Genomic DNA, 24495 nt, shown 5'->3' with positions numbered 1-24495 from the left:
AATGCGCAAGCTTCTCACCATTCTCAACGCTATCGTCCGGGATCAAAAACCGTGGCAAACAGCTTGACAGCCAAGACAGTCGCTCTCCCCGTATAGTGACGGGGAGAAGGGGTTGACCGCAATTTAGGCGCCTTTTCCGCAACGTTCGTGACTGGCGAAAGCTCCAGTGCAGGCGTTTTTCTCCCCGTCACTATACGGGGAGAAATGCCCGGCAGGGCAATGAGGGGCAGCGCAAACCTGAAGCGATTGCCTTGCAACATTCAGTCCCGCGAGTTGCACCGAACCATCCCGGCGCTATCTATTGGCCATGCCGCCCTTGCGGTTGACTTGGCAACAACCTTCCGATTTACACCGGACCACAAATTCCGGACAGCGCGGACCGTTTTCCCATGCTCGAAAAGACCTACGACGCGAAAGCCGTCGAGCCGAAGATTGCCAGGATCTGGGAAGAGGCCGACGCGTTTCGGGCCGGTGCCGGGGCCGAGGAGGGGGCTGAAGCCTTCACCATCGTCATCCCGCCGCCGAATGTCACCGGCTCGCTGCATATGGGTCATGCGCTCAACAACACGCTGCAGGACATTCTGGTGCGCTTCGAGCGCATGCGCGGCAAGAACGTTCTTTGGCAACCAGGCATGGACCATGCCGGCATCGCCACGCAGATGGTGGTCGAGCGCCAGCTGATAGAAAAGCAGATTCACCGCCGCGACCTGACCCGCGATGAGTTCATCGACAAGGTGTGGGAATGGAAGGCCGAATCCGGCGGCGCCATCCTCAACCAGCTGAAGCGGCTCGGGGCCTCGGCCGACTGGAGCCGGGAGCGCTTCACCATGGACGAGGGCCTGTCCAAGGCCGTGCTCGAAGTGTTCGTGACGCTCTACAAGGAAGGACTGATCTACAAGGACAAGCGCCTTGTGAACTGGGACCCGAAGCTGTTGACCGCCATCTCGGATCTCGAGGTCGAGCAGCAGGAAGTCAACGGCAACCTCTGGCACTTCCGCTATCCGGTCGAAGGCATGACCTTCGATCCGGAAAATCCGAAGACCTTCATTACCGTTGCGACGACCCGCCCGGAGACGATGCTGGGTGATACGGCTGTCGCCGTCCACCCCGACGACGAGCGTTTCCGGCATCTTGTCGGCAAGAACCTCATCCTGCCGATCGTCGGCCGCAGGATCCCGGTGGTGGCGGACGAGTATTCCGATCCCGAAAAAGGCAGTGGTGCGGTCAAGATCACGCCGGCGCATGACTTCAATGATTTCGAGGTCGGCAAGCGCCACCGGCTGCCGGCGGTCAACATCCTCACCGTCAATGCGGCGGTGAGCCTCAAGGACAATGAGGACTTTCTCGCCGGACTGGAAGTGACGCCCGAGCGCCAGGCCGTCTGGGACGGCCTCGACGGCCTCGACCGTTTCGATGCGCGCAGGAAGATCGTCGAGCTGATGCAGGCGGGCGGCTTTCTCGAGAAGGTCGAGCCGCATCGCCACACGGTGCCGCACGGCGACCGCGGCGGCGTGCCGATCGAGCCGTTTCTGACCGACCAGTGGTATGTCAATGCGGCGGAACTGGCCAAGCCGGCGATCGCCTCGGTGCGCGAGGGCCGTACCAATTTCGTGCCCAAAAACTGGGAAAAGACCTATTTCGACTGGATGGAAAACATCCAGCCCTGGTGCATTTCGCGCCAGCTCTGGTGGGGCCACCAGATCCCGGCCTGGTACGGGCCGGACGGGCATGTCTTTGTCGAAAAGACCGAGGAAGAGGCGCTCGGTGCCGCCGTCGAATATTATCTGGCGCTGGAAGGGCCGTGGAAGGCCTGGGTCGAGGACAAGCTCGAGAATTTCCAGCCTGGCGAGATCCTGACCCGCGACGAGGACGTGCTCGACACATGGTTCTCGTCGGCGCTGTGGCCGTTCTCGACGCTTGGCTGGCCGGACCAGACGCCGGAGCTGAAGACCTATTACCCGACCGACGTGCTGGTGACTGGTTTCGATATCATCTTCTTCTGGGTCGCCCGCATGATGATGATGGGCCTGCATTTCATGGACCAGGAGCCGTTTCATACCGTCTATGTGCATGCGCTGGTTCGCGACAAGAACGGGCAGAAGATGTCGAAGTCGAAAGGCAACGTCATCGATCCGCTCGAGCTCATCGACGAATACGGCGCCGATGCGCTGCGCTTCACCTTGACTGTGATGGCAGCGCAAGGGCGCGACGTTAAGCTCGATCCGGCCCGCATTGCCGGTTATCGCAATTTCGGCACCAAGCTGTGGAACGCGACGCGCTTCGCCGAGATGAACGACGTGGCGCGCGACGACGATTTCTGGCTGCGGGACGCCAAGCTGGCGGTCAACCGCTGGATCCTGACGGAGCTGACGCGAGCCGCGCGCGACATAACGGACGGCATCACCTCATACCGCTTCAACGAGGCGGCGGCTGCCGCCTACCGGTTCGTCTGGAACCAGTTCTGCGACTGGTACCTGGAACTGCTGAAGCCGGTGTTCATGGGCACCGACGAGGCGGCCAAGGCCGAGAGCAGGGCATGCGTCGCCTTCGTACTCGACGAGATCTACAAGCTGCTGCATCCGATGATGCCGTTCATGACCGAGGAACTGTGGGCCGAAACCGCCGGCGAGGGCAGGCAACGGCAATCGCTGCTTTGTCATGCGGCATGGCCGTCGCCCGACTTCGAGGACGAGGCGGCCGCCGCCGATATCAACTGGCTGATCGACCTTGTCTCCGGCATCCGCTCGGTGCGTTCGGAGATGAACGTGCCGCCGGCGGCTATCGCACCGCTCGTGGTGATCGGCGCCAACGACGCGACACACGAAAGGCTCGAGCGTCAGGGCTCGGCTATCAAGCGTCTGGCGCGGGTCGGCGACATCTCGCTCGCCGAGGCGCCACCCAGGGGATCCGCCCAGATCGTCGTCAACGAGGCGACGATCTGCCTGCCGCTCGGCAGCCTGATCGACCTTGCCGCCGAGGCAGCGCGCCTGCACAAGGAGCTTGCGAAGGTGACTGAGGAAATAGCGCGGCTCTACAAGAAGCTGTCCAACGAGAAATTCGTCGCCAACGCGCCGGAAGAGGTGGTGGAGGCCGAGCGTGAAAAACTCGCCGAATATCGCGAGGCGCAAGAGAAGCTTTCGGTGGCATTGGCGCGGGTGCGCGATGCCGGTTGATCGAATAGATTGGGCCGGTTGATCGAACAGATTGGGCCGGCTGATCAAACAAGTTGATCGAACAGATTGGGCCGGCTGATCAAACAAATTGGGCCTGCTGGCCGCAATAGATTCGCCGGTCACGAATCTGCCTTCCAGACAGGCCGCCTGCCACGAAAACGGGCATTCCGCAGCGTAAATCTTGAGGCAAACTGAATGTTTTTGCCCCATTGTTGCCATAATGTAACAATGGCTGACTGGGCACGCAAAAATGCCCTGTTCTGCAGTGATTTAGGGGTTTTTCCCGAGTTTTCTCGTCGATCTGTATTGTGGCGGCCATCTTCCCGCCTCGGCAACAAGGCCGGCACCTTGTCGGAAATGCGTTCAGCCAAGCTGTACATGTACGCACGGCGAATTCGTTGTTGCGCCGTTAACCTGAATTGGTTCTAGCTTGATGCAAGGATATTTCGGGGAGGAGATTCATGTGTTATTCGCGTCTCAAAGTGCTGCTGGGCGCGGGGGCTTTTTCGCTGGCTTTGGCTGGGACGGTGCAGGCCGGGGGCTTTGACCGGGGCGGCGTCAACATCGACCAGCTGTTCGACGCGGCGCCATATTCGTTCGACGCAGGCGTCACCTATGTTTCGCCACAGCGCAAACTCAAGAATGTGCAGCGTCTCGATGGCTCGGGTTTGTCGACATCGGCGGTGGATGTTGGGGGCGACTATGCGGTGCCGCATGTCGGCATCAAGGCCAACATCTTTGAGCCCGTAGACTGTCTTGCCACCTATACGAGACCGTATGGTGCGGACGCGAATTTCGGCATGAACAACGCCTATTCGCCAACAGCGGTCAAATACGCCGTCGACACAGACGATTTCGGTCTCACCTGCTCCTATAAGGTGAACGTCGGCAAGGGCGCCATACGATTCATCGGCGGTGTCTCCTACCAGCAGGTAGACGCGTTTCTGTCCCGTCAGACACTGCTCGCCTTCGGCAATACCGGCCTCGGCGTCTTCAAGCTATCCGACGAGGCATGGGGTTGGCGTGCGGGCGCAGCCTATGAGATCCCCGAGATCGCCCTGCGCGCCAGCCTGATGTACTCTTCAAGCTACAAATATGACGGGCTGTCGGGAACCGTCGACACGACCGGCTTCAGGGGCGCCTTTCCGGCGGATCTGATTCCCGGCTCTACCGGCGTGTACCCAGTCTCGGCGTCGGCTGAGATACCTCAGGCTCTGGAATTCAAGCTGCAGAGCGGTATAGCTCCTGGCTGGCTGGCCTTTGGTTCCATCCGCTGGCAGGAGTGGAGCAAGCTTGGCGTTATTGCCATCAATGGCGTGCGCAGTCCGGTAACCGGTTTGCCCTCGCCCGTTTCATTCGACCTGCTTTATCGCGACGGCTGGACGGTCACGGGCGGTATCGGGCACAAGTTCACCGATCAATTGTCGGGCGTGGTTTCGCTGACCTGGGATCGCGGCACCTCGACGACCTCCGGCTATCAGTCGGATACCTGGGCCGTTGCCAGCGGCGTCTCCTATTCGCCGAACGACCAGGTCGAGGTCAGGCTCGGCGGCTCGATCGGTGTGCTGACGAGCGGGTCATCGACTTTCAGCGGTGTCGGCGACGTGGCAAATGCCGTTACCTACACCTACGGCAACGACCTGCTTCTCGCTGGTTCGGCTTCCGTCAAGATCAAGTTCTAACTATTGAATTTTAAACGACAAAACGGCCGGGCACTGCCCGGCCGTCGGTTGGATGCATGGCGTCCGGCATTCGGCCAGCAACAAATTGCCCCCCATGATGTTCGCTCCGATAATTGTGACGTTTTGGCAACAGTTTCTGAACAACCCTCGCGTCGCCCGGCCGCCCGAGAACATTGCCTATTTCCCGCCATAAACCCGGCGCACCTCGAACCTGTCTCGGGACATGCGCCAAAAGGCTAGGCGAAGAGGCAGGCCGCACCGCCCGCGGCAAGGACGAGTATGGACGCCAGAGCGATCTCCAAGGCCAAGCTGCCGAGCCGCCACGTGACCGTTGGTCCCGAGCGGGCGCCGCATCGCTCCTACCTTTATGCTATGGGGCTGTCGGCGGCCGAGATCGCGCAGCCTCTGGTCGGTGTCGCCAGCTGCTGGAACGAGGCCGCGCCCTGCAACATCTCGCTGATGCGCCAGGCGCAAGTGGTCAAGAAGGGCGTGGCGGCGGCCAACGGCACGCCACGCGAATTCTGCACCATCACCGTCACCGACGGCATCGCCATGGGTCATCAGGGCATGAAGTCGTCGCTGGTGTCGCGCGAGGTCATCGCCGACTCGGTCGAGCTCACCATGCGCGGCCATTGCTACGATGCGCTGGTTGGATTGGCCGGTTGCGACAAGTCGCTGCCCGGCATGATGATGGCCATGGTGCGCCTCAACGTACCGTCGATATTCATCTATGGCGGCTCGATACTGCCCGGCAGCTACCGTGGCCGGCAGATCACCGTGCAGGACGTGTTCGAGGCGGTCGGCCAGCATTCGGTCGGCACGATCGGCGACGCCGAGCTGCTCGAGATCGAGCAAGCCGCCTGTCCGTCGGCCGGCTCCTGCGGCGCCCAGTTCACCGCCAACACCATGGCCACCGTCGCTGAGGCGATCGGCCTGGCGCTGCCCTATTCCTGCGGCGCGCCGGCACCCTACGAGATGCGCGACCGCTTCAATTTCGCTTCCGGCGAAAAGATCATGGAGCTGATCGCAAGGAACATCCGCCCGCGCGACATCGTTACCATAAAAGCGTTGGAAAATGCCGCGACCGTGGTCTCGGCCACCGGCGGCTCGACCAACGCGGCGCTGCATCTGCCGGCGATTGCGCACGAGGCCGGGATAAAGTTCGATCTTTTCGACGTGGCCAGGATATTCGAGAAAACACCCTATATCGCCGACCTCAAGCCGGGCGGCAAATACGTCGCCAAGGACATGTTCGAGGCAGGCGGCATTCCGCTGTTGATGAAGACGCTGCTCGACCATGGCTATCTTCATGGCGATTGCCTGACGGTGACCGGCCGCACTTTGGCCGAAAATATGGAACATGTTGCCTGGAATGACAGCCAGGATGTGGTCCGTCCCGCCAACAGGCCGATTACCCAGACCGGCGGGGTCGTGGGCTTGAAGGGTAACCTTGCCCCCGAAGGCGCGATCGTGAAGGTCGCAGGTATGGCGGAGCTCAAATTCTCGGGTCCGGCACGCTGCTTCGATTCGGAAGAGGAATGTTTCGAGGCCGTTACGCACCGCAACTATAGGGAAGGCGAGGTTCTCGTCATCCGTTACGAGGGTCCGCGCGGCGGCCCGGGCATGCGCGAAATGCTGTCGACGACGGCGGCTCTCTACGGCCAGGGCATGGGCGGCAAGGTGGCGCTCATCACCGACGGGCGTTTTTCGGGCGCAACGCGCGGTTTCTGCATCGGCCATGTCGGGCCGGAAGCGGCAGTGGGCGGCCCGATCGGGCTGCTTAGGGATGGCGACTTGATCTCGATCGATGCGGTGAACGGCACGATCGAGGTTGCATTGTCCAAAGCCGAACTGGCGGCGAGGGCAAAAGCATGGAAGGCGCGCACGACCGACTATCAGTCGGGCGCGATCTGGAAATACGCACAGACGGTCGGACCTGCCCGCGACGGCGCGGTCACCCATCCCGGCGGTGCCAAAGAAACACACTGCTATGCGGACATCTGAGTTGTTGAGGTCGTCTGTCCTTTCGGCACTGGTTGCGCTCGCCACGTTTGGCGCGACCTTGGGCGCCGTCGGTCAGGCCATGGCCTTCGACGACAAGGTGTTCGACGACAAGACCGGCGTGAAGCCGCAGTCGAGCCCGTGGGCGGTGTTCCAGTTTGGCTTTTCCGCCTACAAGAACGGCCATAAGGAGCAGGCCGCGGAAGCCTATAAATATGCCGCCGAGAACGGCCAGATCGGCGCCACCTGGAAGCTTGCGCGCATGTATGCCGAAGGCGATGGCGTGGCGCGAGACGACTACGCGGCGTTCAAGTTCTTCAGCGAGATCGTCGACCAGGATGTCGAGCCCGGTTCGCCCGAGGAAAGCTATGTTTCGGACGCGCTGGTGGCGCTTGGCGACTATCTGAGGAAGGGCATTCCCGGCAGCCCCGTCGAGGAGAACGAGGTGGCGGCCCAGGAATATTACATGCGCGCCGCCGCCAACTACCGCAACCCGAACGCCCAGTTCGAGATGGGCCAGATGTTCCTCAAGGGTGAGGGCGGCGTCAAGGCCAGCGTCAAGCAGGCCGGACGCTGGTTCCAGCTGGCGGCCGAAAAGGGCCATGCGGGCGCGCAGGCCACGCTCGGCAACCTGCTCTTCCAAAGCGGCAAGATCGTGCGGGGGCTGGCGATGATGACCGCGGCGCTCGAACGGGCCTCACCCGCCGACCAGCCATGGATCCGCGGCATGCAGGAAGAAGCGTTTGCGGCCGCCGGCGAAGCCGACCGCCGCACCGCGATCTCGCTGGCCGACGACATCCTCACCAAGGGTGGCGGCGACCAATAGGTCGGCAGAATTTCCGTTTTGAGATCAATTGTCGGTCGGTTCCGCCGGCATGCCGCTGGGCGCCGGTGTTGAGATCGGCGTGCCCTGCAGATGTGGGGCCAGCGCGTTCTCCGGGCAGCCATCCCGCTGCTTTGTCCAGGATGTGTTGTTGAGCACCATCTCGCAACGGGCGAGGTAGCTTTGGCCGGCAAGCGTCAGGCAGGCGACCCGGCCGATCTGGAATGATTTGCCGTTAGCCAGGCACTCTGCATCGGCAAAAGCCGGCGTCGCCACCGCCATCGCAAGCGCGCAGCCGATCGGGCAAAGTGCAAATCGAGTAGTCATGGGAACCCCAGCCACCATGATGATTTCTCATTAAGCGCGCGATTTGTGGCGATAAGAGGTCAACTTATCAATGTGCCGCCGGACAGCAGCTCCGGTCAGGCCGGCTGCAGCGCCAGATCGATCGCCACCGGCACGTGGTCGGAGGGTTTTTCCCAGGCGCGCACCTGTTTTTCGATCGAAGCCGAGGAAAACCAGTTGGCGGCTTCGGGCGACAGAAGCAAATGGTCGATGCGAATGCCGTTGTTCTTCTGCCAGGCGCCGGCCTGATAGTCCCAGAACGTAAAAATGTCCGGGGCGTCGGTGACGGCACGCACGGCTTCGGTGAAGCCGAGATTCTTCAGCCGCCGGAACGCCTGCCGCGTCGCGGGCTGGAACAGTGCATCGCTTAGCCAGTTTTCCGGATACTTCGCGTCGATCGGCTCGGGAATGACATTGTAGTCGCCGGCCAGGACCAGCGGCTCTTCCAGAGCAAGCCGCTCCTCGGCCCAGCGCTCAAGTCGCGCCATCCAGGAAAGCTTGTAGGAGAACTTTTTCTCGTCGTCGATCGGGTTGCCGTTCGGCAGATAGATCGAGGCAACGCGCAAGGCGCCCTTGTCGGTCGAGAACACGCCCTCGATGAAACGCGCCTGCTCGTCGGCATCGTCGCCCGGCAAGCCGCGATTGACCTCGTCGAAACGCAGCTTCGACAGGATGGCGACGCCGTTGAAGCCTTTTTGGCCGTAAGTCTCGACATTGTAGCCGAGCGCCTCGATCTCGGCGCGGGGAAACTGCTCGTCGACCGTCTTGATCTCCTGCAGGCAGGCGATGTCGGGCGCGCTTTCCGTCAGCCAATGGGTCAAATTGCCGATGCGGGCGCGAACGCCGTTGATGTTCCAGGTGACGATTTTCATGGCGGCCTCGATAGGCTGGTGATCCGGAGACTAGCTATCCGGTGGATGACGTTCGACAAGGCCGATCGTATTGCCTGCCGGATCCTTTAGGAAGGCCATCCATTCGCTTTCCCCCGCCTGGCCGAACAGGCCTTCGGTGTCGCGATGGACGAGCGCCGGCGGCGCGGTGAAGGGAACACCGGCGGCCCTTGCCGAAGCGTGGAACTCGTCGAGGCCCGATATGTCGAGATAGACGGTGCCGGCGGGCAGGCCGTCGGTGAAAAGCAGGCGCACGTCACCGGCCATGATAAAGGCGATGCCCGGCGGATCGAAACGCGCATGCAGGTTCATGCCGAGCACTTCGCGCCAGAACGCCAGCGTCGCATCGAGGTCGCGCCCGGCGGAAAGCGCGACCTGACGGACCGCGCCGATGTCGGGCATTTCTAGATCGAGAAGCTGGTGCCGCAGCCGCAGGAGGCGACCGCATTGGGGTTTCTGATCTGGAACGACTGGCCCATCAGATCGTCAACGAAATCGATCACCGAGCCGCCCATATAGACCAGCGACAGGTCGTCGATCAGCACGGTGGCGCCGTCCTTCTCGATGGCGACGTCGTCGTCATTGCGCCTGTCGACCAGATCGAACTTGTAGGAGAAGCCGGAACAGCCGCCGCCCTCGACCGAAACGCGCACGGCCGTCTTACCGGCTTCGCTCGCCACAATCTTGGCGATCCGCCTGGCGGCGGCGTCGGTCATCTCGACTTTCATGGCGGTCTTGGCATCAGCGCCCATGGGCGTCACCTTGCATTCGGTTTCGTATGATAGGTATGAAGCGCGACGGGGCAAGTCAACTGCGGCATACGCTATGACCAACGAGTTGGGCGACATCGGATTCGGCTATCGGCCGCGCGCGGCCTATGCCAGCGACCCGGCGAAGTCGCGCGGGCGGCTGTTCGACGAGGTGGAAAGCCCGACGCGTACGCCGTTCCAGCGCGACCGCGACCGCATCATCCATTCGACGGCGTTCCGCCGGCTCAAGCACAAGACGCAAGTGTTCGTCGCGCACGAAGGCGACCATTACCGCACGAGGCTGACGCATTCGATCGAGGTAGCGCAAATCGCACGCGCTCTGGCGCGGGCGCTGCGCGGCGACGAGGACCTGGCCGAGGCGGTCGCCCTGGTGCACGACTTCGGCCACACGCCCTTCGGCCATACCGGCGAGGACGCGCTGAATGAAAAGATGGCCGCCTGGGGCGGCTTCGACCACAATGCGCAGTCGCTGCGTGTGGTGACGCGGCTGGAGCGGCGCTATGCCGAGTTCGATGGACTGAACCTCACCTGGGAAACGCTGGAGGGGCTGGTCAAGCACAATGGCCCGCTGACCGATGCCAAGGGGAAAGGGCTGAAGGGGCCGGTGCCGCAGGCTATCCGCGACTATTCCGAACTGCACGACCTCGAGCTCGACCGCTTCGCTGGTATCGAGGCGCAGTGCGCGGCGATTGCCGACGACATCGCCTACAACACCCACGACATCGATGACGGCTTGAGGGCAGGGCTGTTGACGCTGGATATGCTGGAGGGCGTCTCGCTGCCGGGGTCGATCCTCAAGGGCGTGCGTCAGCGCTATCCGGCGCTCGATGACGTACGCACCGGCCACGAGCTGATGCGCCGGCAGATCACTATCATGGTCGAGGACGTGATCGTCTCGACGACAGCCAATCTGGCGCGCATCAAGCCCGGCAGCGCCGAAGCGGTAAGGGCGGCCGGCGAGCCGATGGTGAGCTTCTCCGCCGAGACGGCCGTATTGGAAAAGGAGCTGAAGGCCTTTCTCTACAAGCACCTCTACCGGCATGCGGAGGTCATGCGGGTGCGCGCCGATGCCGACCAGATCGTCAGGAACCTGTTCGACGTCTATTTCGCCGATCCGCGCGCCATGCCGGATGGCTGGCGCGAAGGGCTCGACCGGGCAGAGGACCGCGTCAAGGCGCGCAGTGTTGCCGATTTCCTGGCCGGCATGACGGACACTTATGCGCTTAAGGAACACAGGCGTTTGTTTGACCATACGCCGGATTTGAGCTAGGGCGGGCGCGATTTTGCCGGCCAACGAGCCGGATCCCTGCAAAACCGTCAGAGCCATAGCAATGAACATCTTCGCCGATTTCAACGCGCGAATCATAAAGGCCGTCGAAGCGCTTGATTTGAAAGACAAGGATGGCGTGTCGCCGGACCTGTCGCGCATCGCTGTCGAGCCGCCGCGTGATGCCAGCCATGGCGACCTCGCGACCAATGCTGCCATGGTGTTGGCCAAGCCGACCGGCCAGAACCCGCGTGCGCTGGCCGAAAGGCTGGCCGAGGCGCTGCGCGCCGACGAGGATATCGCGGCCGCCGAGATCGCAGGCCCGGGCTTCGTCAATCTCAGGCTCAAGGACGGCTTCTGGCAGGCGCATCTGACGGCGATGCTCGGCGAAGGCCGCAACTATGGCCGCTCGACTATCGGCGGCGGCAAGAAAACCAATGTCGAATATGTCTCGGCCAACCCGACCGGCCCGATGCATGTCGGCCATTGCCGGGGTGCTGTAGTCGGCGACGCGCTGGCCAATCTGATGGCCTTCGCCGGTTACGACGTGACCAAGGAATACGTCATCAACGATGCCGGTTCGCAGATCGACGTGCTCGGACGCTCAGTCATGCTGCGCTACCGCGAAGCGCTCGGCGATGAGATCGGCGACATTCCGGCCGGGCTTTATCCAGGCGACTATCTGATCCCCGTTGGTCGGGCGCTGGCCAGCGAATTCGGCCGCTCCCTGACGCAGATGCCGGACGAGGAGGCGCTTGCCATCGTCAAGGACAGGACGATCGATGCGATGATGGCGATGATCCGTGAGGATCTGGCGCTGCTCAACGTGCATCACGACGTCTTCTTCTCCGAGCGGACGCTGCATGCCAACAATGCGAAGAAGATTCGCTCGGCGATCAACGACCTGACGCTGAAGGGCCACATCTACAAGGGCAAGCTGCCGCCGCCCAAGGGCGAGAAGCCGGACGACTGGGAGGACCGCGAGCAGACGCTGTTCCGCTCGACCGCGGTCGGCGACGACATGGACCGGGCGCTGGTCAAGTCGGACGGCACCTTCACCTATTTCGCCGCCGATGTCGCCTACCTCAAGGACAAGGTCGATCGCGGCTTCGTCGACCTGATCTATGTGCTTGGCGCCGATCATGGCGGCTACGTGAAGCGGCTGGAAGCGCTTGCCCGGGCGATTGCCGGCGACGAGGTCAAGCTTACCGTGCTGCTTTGCCAGTTGGTGAGGCTGTTTCGCGCCGGCGAGCCGGTACGTATGTCGAAGCGGTCGGGCGAGTTCGTGACCTTGCGCGAAGTGGTGGAGGAGGTCGGCCGCGACCCGATCCGCTTCATGATGCTCTACCGCAAGAACGACGCGCCGCTCGACTTCGACTTCGCCAAGGTGACCGAGCAGTCGAAGGACAATCCGGTGTTCTACGTGCAGTATGCCTCGGCGCGCTGCCATTCGGTATTCCGGCAGGCGAGCGAGCAATTGGGTGAGGCCATGTTCGACCGCAACCAGCTGGCCGCCGAAGTGGCTTTGCTGACCGATGAGGGGGAGATCGGCCTGATCAGGAAGCTCGCCGAATATCCTCGGCTGATCGACGCCGCGGCGCTCGCGCTCGAGCCCCACCGGCTGGCATTTTACCTCTACGAACTCGCTTCCAGCTTCCACGGACACTGGAACCGGGGCACCGATAATCCCGACTTACGTTTTGTTAAGGTTAACGACCGACAATTGACGCATGCCAGACTAGGGCTGGTGCAGGCTGTTTCGGACGTTTTGACGTCCGGCCTGACGCTGATCGGAGCCAATGCGCCCACCGAAATGCGTTAGGTTTGAGTAAAAAACCTGTCACCTTTTGCCCACATTGCGCTGGTAAGGGCCAACCCTACGCGACGTCCATGGCGTCCGAATGAGTGCGAGTTCGGGAACAATAATGGCAGACAGAACCCAGCTGAGAGCAGCCGACCACAACGACATCGCCAACGATGATCCGTTCGCGGAACTGACCAGGATCATGGGGTTCGACCCGCGCCAGCCGGTCAAACCGCAAACGCCGGCACAGCCGAAAACCGCTGCCGCCGAACCGTCGCTGGACGAGGGCGATTTCGAGATCGATCTCGAGAAGGAGTTGATGGGCGAATTCGGCGCCGACGCCAATGACAATGCTTCCCCTGCCAAGCTTCGCGAGTCGACACCCGAACCGGCCGCCGCCGACGAAATGGAGGACGCGCTTGCTGCCTCGTTCGAACAGGATTTCGCGTTCGACGACAATGCGGCGGACGATGCTGCTCCTGTTGCGGCCGCTCCTGTTGCCGCCGACGAAAGGGCGTTCGCTCCCGCCGTCGAGCCGGAGCTCGACGACGAGTTCGATAACGCCGTCGCCGGCTCGCTCGAAGACGTGTCGCCGTTCGAGGACGACCTTTCGAGTGACGACGAACTTGCCGCCTCGCTCGACCAGGATTTTCGGCACGACGACGATGTGACGGCCAAGATCGCGGTGACCGGCGAGGATGAACCCAACGCCGCAGCCGAGGCGATCGAACCGGTCGACGAGCCCGCCTTCGACGTTGAGTTCGACAACGCCGTGGCAAGTTCGCTCGAAGACGAGCTGATGCTCGAAGAGCATGAGCCGATGGAGCAGACCGTCGCCGTTGAAACCGCCGCGCCTGCGTTCGACGATGAGTTCGACAGCGCCGTGGCAAGTTCGCTCGAAGACGAGCTGATGCTCGACGAGCATGAGCCGGCGGAAAACGTCGCCGCCCCGGCATCGCCGGTTGAGGCGGTTTCGGCCGATGAGGATCTTGCCGGCCATTTCGATGATGCCATGGCCGATGTCGACATGGACTTCGACGTTCGTCCGAACGAGCCTGCCGAAATCGAAGAACCAGAGTTTATCGAAGAGCAGTCGATCGAAGTGCCAGATGCCGCCCGGTTTTCCGGCACGGCCGCTGAAGCGGCGTTCGACGACGATTTCGATCTGAGCTTCGACGATGCGCCTGCCGAGGAAGCCGAGGAGCCCGTGGCGCAAGTTGCGGCCGAACCAGTGGCGCCGGCCGCTGTCGTCCCGACGGCCCCAGTGGCTGAGGAACGCAGCCTGGAAGACGAACTGAACGCGCTGCTCGGTGCGATGAGCACACGGCCGGCACAAGCGGTCAACGAACCTCAGACAAGCCCGCAGACTGCCCAGAAGCCCGTGATGGCTGTTCAGCAGCCTATCGCGCCGGTAATTCAGGAGCCAGCAGTGGCCGCTGAACAGCCAATGGCGGCGGTCAAAGACGTCGCCAACGAACCGGTGCATGCTGTCGACGAGCTGGATTGGGAACTCGACGAGCACGAGCCCGCTGAGCCGCAGCAGTCCAGTGCCGCCGATGACGCCGATCTTGGCAGTGTCCTCCTCGATGAGCTTGAAGGCGAGGATTTCGGTGTTGAAGCCGCTGCCGGACCCGCGGATGATCTCGACAGCGATGCGCTCGATGCCGACTTCGCCAGGAACATCGGCCTGGATCATGACTCGGCCGACAAGAGTGCGGCAGCTGCTGCCGAAGAAGACCCGCTCGATGCGCTGAACTGGCTGACGACACGCGCCACGCCGCCCGAGCCGGCCCGCTCGTGGAGCCGCGTGACGCCGGTCGCACAGCCTCAGCCCGCTTTTGCAAGCCAGCCGGTAGCTTCGGCGCGTCCGGCACCACCGCCGCAGCCGGCTGCAACGCCGTCCTACCGGGCCGCACCGGTCGAAGAGAGGCCGTCCTATGAAGATCGGCCCGCCTACACGGAAGCTGCACCAACCTCGCATCAACAGCCTTCCGCCTATGACGAGATGCCCGATGTCGAGACGGTCGACGTGCCCGAGCGCGTCGTGGCGCTGGCGGACGATCTCGACATTCCGGAGCTCAACTTCGACGATGACGAGCCGGTGGCGCCCGTCTACGACGATCTCGATGCCGATTTTGCCAGCCTTCTCACCGAAATGAATGCCACGGATATAGCGCCTGCCCCGGTGCGCGGTGCTGGCTATGACGATGAATACGATGCCGGCTTCGCGTCTGGCTATAAGCAGGATCGTAGCGAGACGCGCGCCTATGGCGCCAAGCCTGCGGAAGCCCCCGTCAGCGCGGCGGCTGCTTCCTATGCCGATGCAGCGGACGGTTTCGATCTGGGCCCATTGCCCGGTGGCCAGCCGGTTTCGCAGGCCGACGATTTCACCTTCGATGAGCTCGACTACGATCCCGAACTGGACGAGGAGATGTCGGTTCCGGGCCTTGCCGAACGCGGGGCCGAAAGGCAGCCGCGCAGGCGCGGGCTGCTGATAGGAGCGGTGGTCGGCGCCGTGGCGATTGCCGGAGGCCTTGGCGCCTTTGCGTTGACCCTCGGCGGCAAGAGCGGCGGCGATGCGCCGGTTATCGTCAAGGCCGACAACAGGCCGATCAAGATCAAGCCGGAAAATCCAGGCGGCACCGTCGTGCCGAACCAGGACAACAAGGTTTATGACGCTGTGGTCAAGGGCACCAAGCCCGCCGAGCCGGTTCAGCAGAAGCTGGTCACCAACACCGAAGAGCCTGTGGACCTGAAGGCCAACGAACCGGAGAGCCGCGTCGTCGATCTTTCGCCCAATGACCCCGATGCCGCGGACGATATCGACGCGCCCGGCACCGCGGCGTCCGACACCGACGGGGCTGGCACCAATGCGCCCGGCACCAGCGCGTCTGACTCCAGCACGCTTGGCGCCAGTGCGGCTGGCGCTGCCGAAACCGCCGCCGCACCGGCGCCCAAGTCCGAGGATCGCATCGCGCAGGTTCTGCAGGAGGCCGAGAAGGGTGCAACCCCCGAGATCGTCGCCGTTGCGCCGCGCAAGGTACGGACCATGGTCGTGAAACCTGACGGTTCGCTGGTGGCGCGCGAGGATCCGGCGCCTGCCGCCCCGCAGATGGCTGCTGCCGAGCCGGCCGATCCGGCGCCGCAGCACGTCGCTCCGTCGGCCCAGGCCGACGCCGCCGCGCAGACCGGCACCGTGCCCCTGATCGACCAAATCACAAGTGATCCGAAGATTGGCGACCAGCCGAGTGGCGATCAGGCGAGCGGCGATCAGGCGAGCGGCGATCAGGCCGAAACCTCCAAGCTGCAGCCGGCGCCCAAGCCCGACACAAAGGCTGAAGCCAAGCCGTCAGCCAGCAAGCAGTCCGCCAGCACCCCGGCCACGGTTCCGGTGGCGCCGCAGCGCCCGTCCGACCAGCCGGTCGACGTGGTCGGCGAGGTCAAGCCCGATCAGGTCGCTTCCATCGATCCGGCCGCGGCCGGGGCTGGTTCGTGGTCGATACAGATCGCTTCGCAGCCGACAGTCGAAAGCGCCCAGGCGACTTACCAGGATCTGCAGCGCCGCTACGGCAGCGTGCTTTCCGGCCGCACCGCCAACATCGTCAAGGCCGAGATTGCCGGCAAGGGCACCTTCTACCGCGTCCGCGTTCCGGCGCAGTCTCGCAACGAGGCGATCAAACTGTGCACCAGCTACAAGGCTGCCGGCGGCAATTGCTTCGTGTCCCACTAGGCACCAAAACCTCTCGAAAAGCCGGCGTCCGCGCCGGCTTTTTTGCGTGAACGGAAACCTCTGAAGGCAATTGCGGGCGATTCCCTTTGTCGGCGCGAAGCTCTAAACTGTTCCGCATGACCGAATCAAAATCCATGATCCTCGGCTGCGCCGGGAAATCACTGACCCGCGACGAGATCCGTTTCTATCGCAACGAATGCCCGTGGGGCTTCATCCTGTTTGCGCGCAATATCGGCGAGACCGAGCAGATCCGCGATCTGGTCGCCGCCATGCGCGACTGCGTCGAGCGTGCGGATGCGCCGGTGTTCATCGACCAGGAGGGCGGCCGGGTGCAGCGCCTGCGGCCGCCGCTGGCGCCGAACTATCCGGCTGCCGGTGCACTCGGCGCCTTGTGGCGCGACGACCATGACGCCGGCACCCGTGCCGCATGGCTGATGGCGCGGCTGCATGCCTTCGACCTGCTGCGCTACGGAATCACGGCGGATTGCCTGCCGGTGCTCGACGTGCCGATCGAGGGCGCCAGCGACGTCATCGGCGCGCGCGCCTATGGCAAGGAGCCGCGCGCCGTCATCGAATTAGGTCGCGCCGCGGCGGAAGGCCTGATGGCGGGCGGCGTGCTGCCGGTGATGAAGCATATTCCCGGTCATGGAAGGGCCTTCGCCGATACGCATTTCGAACTGCCGACCGTCGACGCCTCGATCGGCGACCTGCAGCGGCATGATTTTGCCCCGTTCAGGGAGCTCAACCATTTGCCGATGGCGATGACGGCGCATGTCGTCTATAGCGCGATCGACCCGAAGAACCCGGCCACCACATCCGGCAAGGTCATCGAAAAGATCATCCGCGACGAAATCGGCTTCGACGGCCTGTTGATGAGCGACGACACCTCGATGAAGGCACTTTCTGGGGATTTCCCGTCAAAGGCGGCCGCTATCCTTGCGGCGGGCTGCGATCTGGTCCTTCACTGCAACGGCGTGTTCGAGGAGATGGCCGGCATTGCATCGCGCACGACCGGGCTGGAAGGCAAGTCGTTTGAGCGCGCGGAGCGGGCGCTGACCTATATCAGGAACCGCGACGTGGCGGACGAGACCGAGATTCGGGCCGAATTTGCCAGTTATTTCGACGCCGTGGCCTAGCATCAAAGGAAGCGAAGTGGCGGAGACATTGGACCTGAAGGCCGGCAAGGCCGCACCGATGGACCGCTTGTGGGCCGAGAACGACGATTCCCGGCTGACCGGCGATCCGGCGTTGGTCGTCGATGTGGCCGGCTTCGAAGGTCCTCTCGATCTTCTGCTGCATCTTGCCCGCAATCAGAAGGTCGACCTGTCGCGCATCTCGATCCTGGCGCTGGCCGAACAGTATCTGGCCTTCGTCGAGAAGGTGAGGGCTCTGAGACTGGAGCTTGCCGCCGACTACCTGGTGATGGCGGCATGGCTGGCGTTTCTCAAGTCGAAGCTCCTGATCCCCAAGCAGCCCGGCGACGAAGGCGAAAGCGGCGAGGAACTGGCGGCGGTGCTGCAGTTCCGGCTGAAGCGGCTGGAGGCGATGCGCGACGCGGCGGCACGGCTGGTCAACCGCAACCGGCTCGGACGCGACGTGTTTGCACGCGGCATGCCGGAAATGGTCATCGTCGAGAAGCGCAATGCTTATTCGGCCTCGCTCTACGACCTGTTGACCGCCTATGCCCAGCAGCGCCAGAAGCAGGCGATAACCAATGTGACGATCGCCAGGCGCGGCGTGTGGTCGCTCAAGGATGCGCGCGACGTGCTGACCAGGCTGATCGGGTCGCTGCGCGACTGGACGGCGCTCGACAGCTTCCTGGTCGAATATCTGGCCGGCCCGGAAGAGCGGCGCACCGCGGTTGCCAGCTCGTTTGCGGCGACGCTGGAACTGGTGCGCGAAGGCAAGATGGAAATGCGGCAGGACCAGGTGTTCGCGCCGCTTTATCTGCGCGGCCGCGCCCAGGCCATCAAGATAGTCGAGGTAACACCATGAACGAACGCGCCAACGCTTCGGTCATTCCGTTCAACGTCGACGACGACGCCGAGCAAGGCGCGGTCGCCGAAAACCCGGCACAAAATCAGGGGCAGAATTTGTCGCGGAATCCTGGCGAGCGGCTGCATATGGCGGAGGCCGTAAGGATGGCCGAGGCGATCGTATTCGCCAGCGCCGAGCCGGTGAGCGAAAAACAGCTCACTTCGCGACTGCCCGACGGCATCAACATTGCCGCGGCAATGGCCGAACTGCAGCAGATCTATGCGCGGCGCGGCGTCAATCTGGTGCGCGTCGGCGATGCCTGGGCGTTTCGCACCGCCGGCGACCTCGCCTTCCTGATGAGCCGTGACACGGTGCAGCAGCGCAAGCTGTCCCGCGCCGCCCTCGAAGTGCTGGCGATCATCGCCTACCACCAGCCGGTAACGCGCGCCGAGATCGAGGACATCCGCGGCGTCGAGACGTCAAAGGGGACGCTCGACACGCTGATGGAGACCGAATGGGTGAGGATGCGCGGCCGGCGTCGCACGCCCGGCCGTCCCGTCACTTATGGCACGACCGACATTTTCCTCGACCATTTCGCACTGGAGGAGATACGCGATCTCCCCGGCATGGAGGAATTGAAGGGTGCCGGGCTGCTGTCCGGCCGCATGCCGTCGAATTTCTCGGTGCCGCTGCCGCCGGCCGACCCCGATACGCTCACCGACGACGAGGATCCGCTGACCGACATCGACCTCGAAGAACTCGGCCTTTTGACGCCGCGCGTCACGGAAGATTGAGCCGAGCGCCATCTTAAAGCCACAGGCAGGATGGAACTGCGCCGATTGGTAGCGGGCCGCCGTGCCGAAAGTGCGTGACTTCGGCGACTCATTCATGAACTCTGTCGCAGTTCTGTTTGAATCCGAACCCGAAAGCGCATAGATCAGCGTCTGGGAAACCGTTCGAGAGAGATTTGCTATGGGTTCATTTTCGATTTGGCACTGGATGATCGTTCTGGTGATCGTGCTGCTGGTGTTCGGCCGCGGCAAGATCCCCGAGTTGATGGGCGACATGGCCAAGGGCATCAAGAGCTTCAAGAAGGGCATGGCGGACGACGAGACTGCCGAGGACAAGCGTACCGTTGAACACCGTGCCGACGAAACCGTTTCGGTACCGAAGGAAAAGGCCAGCAAAAGCTGAGCCCAAACTTTAGTCGGAACGTATAGCCATGTTCGAAGTCGGCTGGACCGAGATGCTGGTGATCGCGATCGTCATGATCGTGGTCGTCGGGCCCAAGGATTTGCCCAACATGCTGCGCACCTTCGGCCGCACGACGGCGAAGCTGCGCGCCATGGCGTCCGATTTCCAGCGGCAGTTCAACGACGCGTTGAAGGAAGCCGAGCTCGACGACGTCAAGAAGTCGGTCGATTCGCTGAGAAGCCTCAATCCGGCAGCCGAGATCAGGAAGCAGCTCAATCCATTCGAGCAGGCCGCCGCCGACGTCCGTTCCGGCGTCGATGCCGTGATGAAACCCAAGCCGGCCGTCGATGCCGCCGCTTCGACGGAGCAGGCGGCCGAGCCGCTTAAGAACGGCGCAACGACGATGCCGGGCGTCAGCCCGCCGGAGCCGACGCCGGCCACGCCGATCTTTCCGGCGATGACGGACGAGTCCGTCGTAGCGCCGGCAGTGCAGGCGCAAACGGCTGCAGCGGCCGTGCCGAAAAAAGCACCTGCGGCAAAGAAGAAGCCAGCGCCCGCGAAAGCCGCGGCCGCCGTCCCGGCCAAGCCGGCAAAGACTGCTGCGCCAAAGGCTGCCGCAAAAGCTGAGCAAAAAGCGCAGTCGTCAGCAGCGAAGAAGCCGGCGTCAGCAACGAAGAAGCCGGCCGCCAGGAAAACGGCGGGAGCCGCCAAGTGAGCGTTTCGGACAAGGAAAAGGACGAGATAGAAAAATCGTCGGCTCCGCTGATGGAGCACCTGATCGAGTTGCGCCGGCGGCTGATCTGGTCGATCGGCGGTTTTTTTGTTGCCTTCCTGGTCTGCTTCTTTTTCGCCAAGCGGCTGTTCAACCTTCTGGTCATTCCGTTCAGATGGGCGACCCAATGGGCCGGGCTCGACCCGCACAAGGTCGAGCTGATCTATACGGCGCCACAGGAGTTCTTCTTTACCCAGGTCAAGCTCGCCATGTTCGGCGGCATGGTCATCGCCTTTCCGCTGATCGCCACGCAGATCTACAAATTCATCGCGCCCGGCCTCTACAAAAACGAGCGCAACGCCTTCCTGCCGTTCCTGATCGCCTCGCCGATCCTGTTCCTGATGGGCGCATCGCTGGTCTATTTCTTCTTCACGCCGATGGTGATGTGGTTCTTCCTCGCCATGCAGCAGACCGGCACCATCGACCAGGTGCAGATTTCGCTGCTGCCGAAAGTGTCCGAATACCTCAGCCTGATCATGACGCTGATCTTCTCCTTCGGCCTGGTGTTCCAGCTGCCGGTGGTGACAAGCCTGATGACGCGGGTCGGCATGCTGTCGTCAACGGCCCTGGCCGAGAAGCGCAAATGGGCGATCGTCATCGCCTTTGTGGTGGCGGCGGTGCTGACGCCGCCCGACCCGATGAGCCAGATCGGCCTCGCCATTCCGACGATCCTGCTCTACGAGGTCTCGATCTGGTCGGCCCGGCTGATCGAACGCAGCAAGGAGCGCGACCGTGTGGCCCGCGAAAAGCAGGACGCCACCGAAGAGGTGGCCGAAAAGCCGGCGGACGCGTCTTCGACATAGGTTCGGTTGAAGCGGGCAGCATTTTTTTGCCGGCCATAGCAACTTTGTTCTTGCTTTGTGCCGGCAGCAATGCTACTAATTTAAGTATGGTGCCAATTGGCTCCAAAAACCCGCCTCTCGAGGCGGGTTTTTGTTTCCAGGGTTCTTTCGATCGAACGTTGCGCGTGCTGCCTACCTGAGGTCGGCGCGAAGGAACTCTGCCTTGACGTCTTGTATCGATGCGGTTTACGCCCTCTGGTCTTTGTTTTGGGCATTTCCTTGCCCCGAAACCGCCGTGCCGAGGACGAACAGACCATGCTTGACATCAAATGGATTCGCGACAACCCGAGGGCCCTTGTCGAAGCGCTCCAGAAGCGCTCGTGGTCGGCCGGGGATGCGCAGTCCACGGTCGACGACCTGATCGCCGCGGATGAGGCGCGGCGCGAGCATCTGACCGAGCTGCAGACCAGGCAGGAACGCCGCAACGCCGCATCGAAGGAGATCGGCAATGCCATGCGCTCGGGCGATGCAGCTCTTGCCGAAAGGCTGAAGGCCGAGGTCGGCGAGATCAAGGCCTTCATCCAGAATGGCGAGGCGCGCGAGCGCGAGCTCGACAAGGCGCTGAACGATGCGTTGGCAGTGCTGCCAAACGTGCCGTTCGACGATGTGCCGGTCGGCAAGGACGAGCACGACAACGTCGTCAAACGCGTCGTCGGCGAGGCGCCGACGCGGCCGAACTGGGTGAAGGAGCATTTCGAGATCGGCGAAGCGCTCGGCATGATGGATTTCGAGCGGGCAGCACGGCTTTCCGGCTCGCGCTTCACCGTGCTCAAAAGCGGCCTGGCGCGGATGGAACGCGCGCTCGGTCAGTTCATGCTGGATCTGCACACCACCGAGCACGGCTATGTAGAGATCCAGCCGCCGTTGATGGTGCGCGACGAGGTGCTTTTCGGGACCGGGCAACTGCCGAAATTCGAGGAGGATTTATTCTTCGTTCGGCACGGGGACGGCAGGCTTGGCCTAATCCCAACCGCCGAAGTGCCGCTCACCAATCTCGTTCGCGACGAGATCACGCCGCACGAAAAACTGCCGCTGCGCTATACGGCGCTGACGCCGTGCTTCCGCTCCGAGGCGGGCTCGGCCGGGCGCGATACGCGCGGCATGCTGCGCCAGCACCAGTTCTACAAGGTCGAGCTGGTCTCGATCACCGACCAGGAGTCTTCGGTTGCCGAGCACGAGCGGATGACCGCCTGCGCCGAGGAGGTGCTGAAACGGCTCGGCCTGCCGTTCCGCACCATGACGCTGTGCACCGGCGACATGGGCTTTGGCGCGCGCAAGACCTACGACATCGAGGTCTGGCTGCCCGGCCAGAACGCCTATCGCGAGATCTCGTCGTGCTCGGTATGCGGCGATTTCCAGGCGCGGCGCATGGACGCCCGCTACAAGGACAAGGACGGCAAGGGCAACCGCTTCGTCCACACGCTGAACGGCTCCGGCACCGCCGTCGGCCGTGCGCTCATTGCCGTCATCGAAAATTATCAGAACGAGGACGGCAGCGTAACCATTCCTGAAGCGCTTCGGCCTTACATGGGCGGTCTGGAAAAGATCGAATCGAAATAATGCGCATCCTTCTGACCAACGACGACGGCATCCATGCCGAAGGCCTTGCATCACTCGAACGCATCGCGCGCACGCTGTCGGACGACGTCTGGGTGGTGGCACCGGAACAGGATCAGTCCGGCTATGCGCATTCGCTGTCGATCTCGGAGCCGCTGCGGCTCAGGAAAATCGGCGAAAAGCACTTTGCGGTGCGCGGAACGCCGACCGACTGTGTCATCATGGGCGTGAAGAAGATCCTGCCCGCAGCGCCTGACCTGATCCTGTCCGGCGTCAATTCCGGCGCCAACATCGCCGACGACGTCACCTATTCGGGCACGGTCGCCGGCGCCATGGAAGGCGCGCTGCTCGGCGTGCGATCGATCGCCATCAGCCAGGCCTATTCCTATGTCGGCGAGGACCGCGTCGTTCCCTACGAGACCACCGAAGCGCTGGCGCCGGCCCTGCTCGAAAAGCTCGTCGCCGTGCCGTTGCCGGACGACGTGCTGCTCAACGTCAATTTTCCGAACTGTGCGCCGGAAGAAATCGCCGGAACTGTAGTCACTTCGCAGGGCAAGCTGGTCCACAGCCTGTGGGTCGACGAGCGGCGCGACGGGCGCGGCCTGCCTTACTACTGGCTGCGCTTCGGCCGCGAGCCAGTCGAGGGCAAGCAAGGCACCGACCTCAATGCGTTGCGCAATCGGCTGGTGTCGGTGACGCCGCTGCAGCTCGATCTCACCGCGCATGAAATCCGCGATCAACTGGCCAAGGCGCTCGCATGAACTTGAACCACGCTGCAACGGTCGACGAGCGCGAAGGTTTCGCTGCCTTCCTGCTTCGCCTGCGCGGCAGGGGGACGGTGCCGAAGGCGCTTATCGCCGCCTTCGAGGCGACGCCGCGGCGCGGCTTTCTGTCTCCGCATTTCCACTCGATAGCCTGGTCGGACCGTATGCTGCCGATCGAATGCGGCGAGGCCATCGAAGGCGCCGACCTGCAGGCGGCGGTGATCGCGGCACTTGCCATCGAGCCGGGCAACCGGGTGCTCGAGATCGGCACCGGATCCGGCTACACGGCGGCGGTGATGTCGCGGCTTGCCGCGCGGATCGTCACCATCGACCGTTACAAGACGCTGGCCGAACAGGCCCGGCAGCGGCTCGAGGCGCTCGCCATCGGCAATGTCATCGTGCGCCAGGCGGACGGTTCCAACGGGCTGGCCAACGAAGCGCCGTTCGACCGCATCGTCGCCTGGGCGGCCTTCGACAGCCTACCGCGCTTCCTGCTCGACCAATTGTCGAGCGGCGGCATCGTCATCGCGCCGATCGGACCCGACGAAGGCGAGCAGGTGCTGGCCAAGCTGACCAAGGTCGGCAGCCGCTTCGAACGCGAGGATATCGGCCTGGTGCGCCTGCAGCCGATCCTGCACGGTGTCGCCGCGGTGATCTGATTCCGGGTACATCGCGCCGCTTGAGGATCAGCCGAAGCCTGTCGTTTCGTCATCCTAGGGCGCAGCGAGGAGCGAAGCGACGCAGCGCAGACTCTAGGATCCATATGTGGACGGCGCCCTGCCTGCAACGGTTGTTTTGCGTCGTTTTCGATCGCTTGCGTCCATATGTGGACGGCGCCCTGCCTGCAACGGTTGTTTTGCGTCGTTTTCGATCGCTTGCGTCCATATGTCCGGCCTTTGAGCAC

At 63.0% G+C, this 24495-nt stretch carries 20 protein-coding genes; 16 read left to right on the top strand and 4 right to left on the bottom strand.

The annotated features are described in order from the left end of the window. The first annotated feature begins 389 nt into the window (after positions 1 to 389). The 4 genes from NKI41_RS30845 (at position 390) to NKI41_RS30830 (ending at position 7682) form a co-directional block, all read left to right on the top strand. On the top strand, positions 390 to 3173 hold the full coding sequence (locus NKI41_RS30845) for a valine--tRNA ligase (protein ID WP_352686588.1): 2784 nt from the start codon (positions 390 to 392) through the stop codon (positions 3171 to 3173). Between the two features lie 461 nt (positions 3174 to 3634). Next, positions 3635 to 4855 (top strand): OmpP1/FadL family transporter, encoded by a 1221-nt coding sequence (locus NKI41_RS30840; protein ID WP_352470410.1) that lies wholly within the window; start codon positions 3635 to 3637, stop codon positions 4853 to 4855. Positions 4856 to 5134: 279 nt separating this feature from the next. Further along, positions 5135 to 6859 (top strand): dihydroxy-acid dehydratase, encoded by a 1725-nt coding sequence (ilvD, locus tag NKI41_RS30835; protein WP_352686585.1) that lies wholly within the window; start codon positions 5135 to 5137, stop codon positions 6857 to 6859. After that, positions 6846 to 7682, top strand: a complete 837-nt coding sequence (locus NKI41_RS30830; protein WP_023678939.1) for a tetratricopeptide repeat protein — start codon at positions 6846 to 6848, stop codon at positions 7680 to 7682. The genes ilvD and NKI41_RS30830 overlap by 14 nt, the downstream gene beginning before the upstream one ends. 24 nt (positions 7683 to 7706) lie before the next feature. On the opposite strand, the gene NKI41_RS30825 is transcribed toward NKI41_RS30830, so the two are convergent. The 4 genes from NKI41_RS30825 to erpA form a co-directional block, all read right to left on the bottom strand. Further along, the gene (locus NKI41_RS30825) at positions 7707 to 8024 is read right to left on the bottom strand and encodes a hypothetical protein (RefSeq protein ID WP_352686582.1); all 318 of its coding nucleotides are present in this window, start codon (positions 8022 to 8024) and stop codon (positions 7707 to 7709) included. A 77-nt stretch (positions 8025 to 8101) separates the two neighbouring features. Then, positions 8102 to 8896 (bottom strand): exodeoxyribonuclease III, encoded by a 795-nt coding sequence (gene xth, locus NKI41_RS30820; RefSeq protein ID WP_023678937.1) that lies wholly within the window; start codon positions 8894 to 8896, stop codon positions 8102 to 8104. A gap of 30 nt (positions 8897 to 8926) precedes the next feature. After that, positions 8927 to 9316, bottom strand: coding sequence for a VOC family protein (locus NKI41_RS30815; RefSeq protein WP_352451394.1), 390 nt, complete (start codon positions 9314 to 9316; stop codon positions 8927 to 8929). 2 nt (positions 9317 to 9318) lie between these two features. Further along, a complete protein-coding gene (erpA, locus tag NKI41_RS30810; protein WP_031212336.1) occupies positions 9319 to 9666 on the bottom strand; it encodes an iron-sulfur cluster insertion protein ErpA in 348 nt (115 codons plus the stop codon). A gap of 73 nt (positions 9667 to 9739) precedes the next feature. Here erpA and NKI41_RS30805 point away from each other — a divergent pair, with 73 nt between their 5' ends. The 12 genes from NKI41_RS30805 to NKI41_RS30750 all read left to right on the top strand — a co-directional run bounded on the left by NKI41_RS30805 (position 9740) and on the right by NKI41_RS30750 (position 24250). Then, positions 9740 to 10954: a deoxyguanosinetriphosphate triphosphohydrolase gene (locus NKI41_RS30805; protein ID WP_352686579.1), complete on the top strand. Its 1215-nt coding sequence runs from the start codon at positions 9740 to 9742 to the stop codon at positions 10952 to 10954. A 61-nt stretch (positions 10955 to 11015) separates the two neighbouring features. Beyond that, positions 11016 to 12773 (top strand): arginine--tRNA ligase, encoded by a 1758-nt coding sequence (gene argS, locus NKI41_RS30800; protein WP_352686577.1) that lies wholly within the window; start codon positions 11016 to 11018, stop codon positions 12771 to 12773. 103 nt (positions 12774 to 12876) lie between these two features. Further along, the gene (locus NKI41_RS30795) at positions 12877 to 16485 is read left to right on the top strand and encodes an SPOR domain-containing protein (RefSeq protein WP_352686574.1); all 3609 of its coding nucleotides are present in this window, start codon (positions 12877 to 12879) and stop codon (positions 16483 to 16485) included. 116 nt (positions 16486 to 16601) lie between these two features. Further along, the gene (gene nagZ / locus NKI41_RS30790; protein WP_352686571.1) at positions 16602 to 17621 is read left to right on the top strand and encodes a beta-N-acetylhexosaminidase; all 1020 of its coding nucleotides are present in this window, start codon (positions 16602 to 16604) and stop codon (positions 17619 to 17621) included. 58 nt (positions 17622 to 17679) lie between these two features. Then, positions 17680 to 18480, top strand: a complete 801-nt coding sequence (locus NKI41_RS30785; protein ID WP_023678931.1) for a segregation and condensation protein A — start codon at positions 17680 to 17682, stop codon at positions 18478 to 18480. Beyond that, positions 18477 to 19256, top strand: coding sequence for an SMC-Scp complex subunit ScpB (scpB, locus tag NKI41_RS30780; protein ID WP_352686569.1), 780 nt, complete (start codon positions 18477 to 18479; stop codon positions 19254 to 19256). The genes NKI41_RS30785 and scpB overlap by 4 nt, the downstream gene beginning before the upstream one ends. A 178-nt stretch (positions 19257 to 19434) precedes the next feature. Beyond that, complete coding sequence (locus NKI41_RS30775) at positions 19435 to 19656, top strand: twin-arginine translocase TatA/TatE family subunit (protein ID WP_352490594.1); 222 nt, start codon at positions 19435 to 19437, stop codon at positions 19654 to 19656. Between the two features lie 28 nt (positions 19657 to 19684). Beyond that, entirely contained in the window at positions 19685 to 20371 is a 687-nt protein-coding gene (gene tatB / locus NKI41_RS30770; protein ID WP_352470423.1) for a Sec-independent protein translocase protein TatB, read from the top strand. Next, positions 20368 to 21231, top strand: a complete 864-nt coding sequence (gene tatC / locus NKI41_RS30765) for a twin-arginine translocase subunit TatC (protein WP_352686567.1) — start codon at positions 20368 to 20370, stop codon at positions 21229 to 21231. The genes tatB and tatC overlap by 4 nt, the downstream gene beginning before the upstream one ends. Before the next feature lie 294 nt (positions 21232 to 21525). Beyond that, positions 21526 to 22830, top strand: coding sequence for a serine--tRNA ligase (serS, locus tag NKI41_RS30760; protein ID WP_352686566.1), 1305 nt, complete (start codon positions 21526 to 21528; stop codon positions 22828 to 22830). Continuing rightward, entirely contained in the window at positions 22830 to 23588 is a 759-nt protein-coding gene (gene surE / locus NKI41_RS30755; RefSeq protein WP_352686564.1) for a 5'/3'-nucleotidase SurE, read from the top strand. The genes serS and surE overlap by 1 nt, the downstream gene beginning before the upstream one ends. Further along, positions 23585 to 24250 carry a protein-L-isoaspartate(D-aspartate) O-methyltransferase gene (locus NKI41_RS30750; protein ID WP_352500868.1) on the top strand — a complete coding sequence of 222 codons (666 nt, stop codon included), beginning with the start codon at positions 23585 to 23587 and terminating at the stop codon, positions 24248 to 24250. The genes surE and NKI41_RS30750 overlap by 4 nt, the downstream gene beginning before the upstream one ends. Positions 24251 to 24495 lie beyond the last annotated feature (245 nt).

It is taken from the genome of Mesorhizobium sp. M0601, from assembly GCF_040320845.1.
In the GTDB taxonomy this organism is placed as follows: Bacteria; Pseudomonadota; Alphaproteobacteria; order Rhizobiales; family Rhizobiaceae; genus Mesorhizobium.
This window is presented reverse-complemented; position numbering and strand designations above follow the sequence as displayed.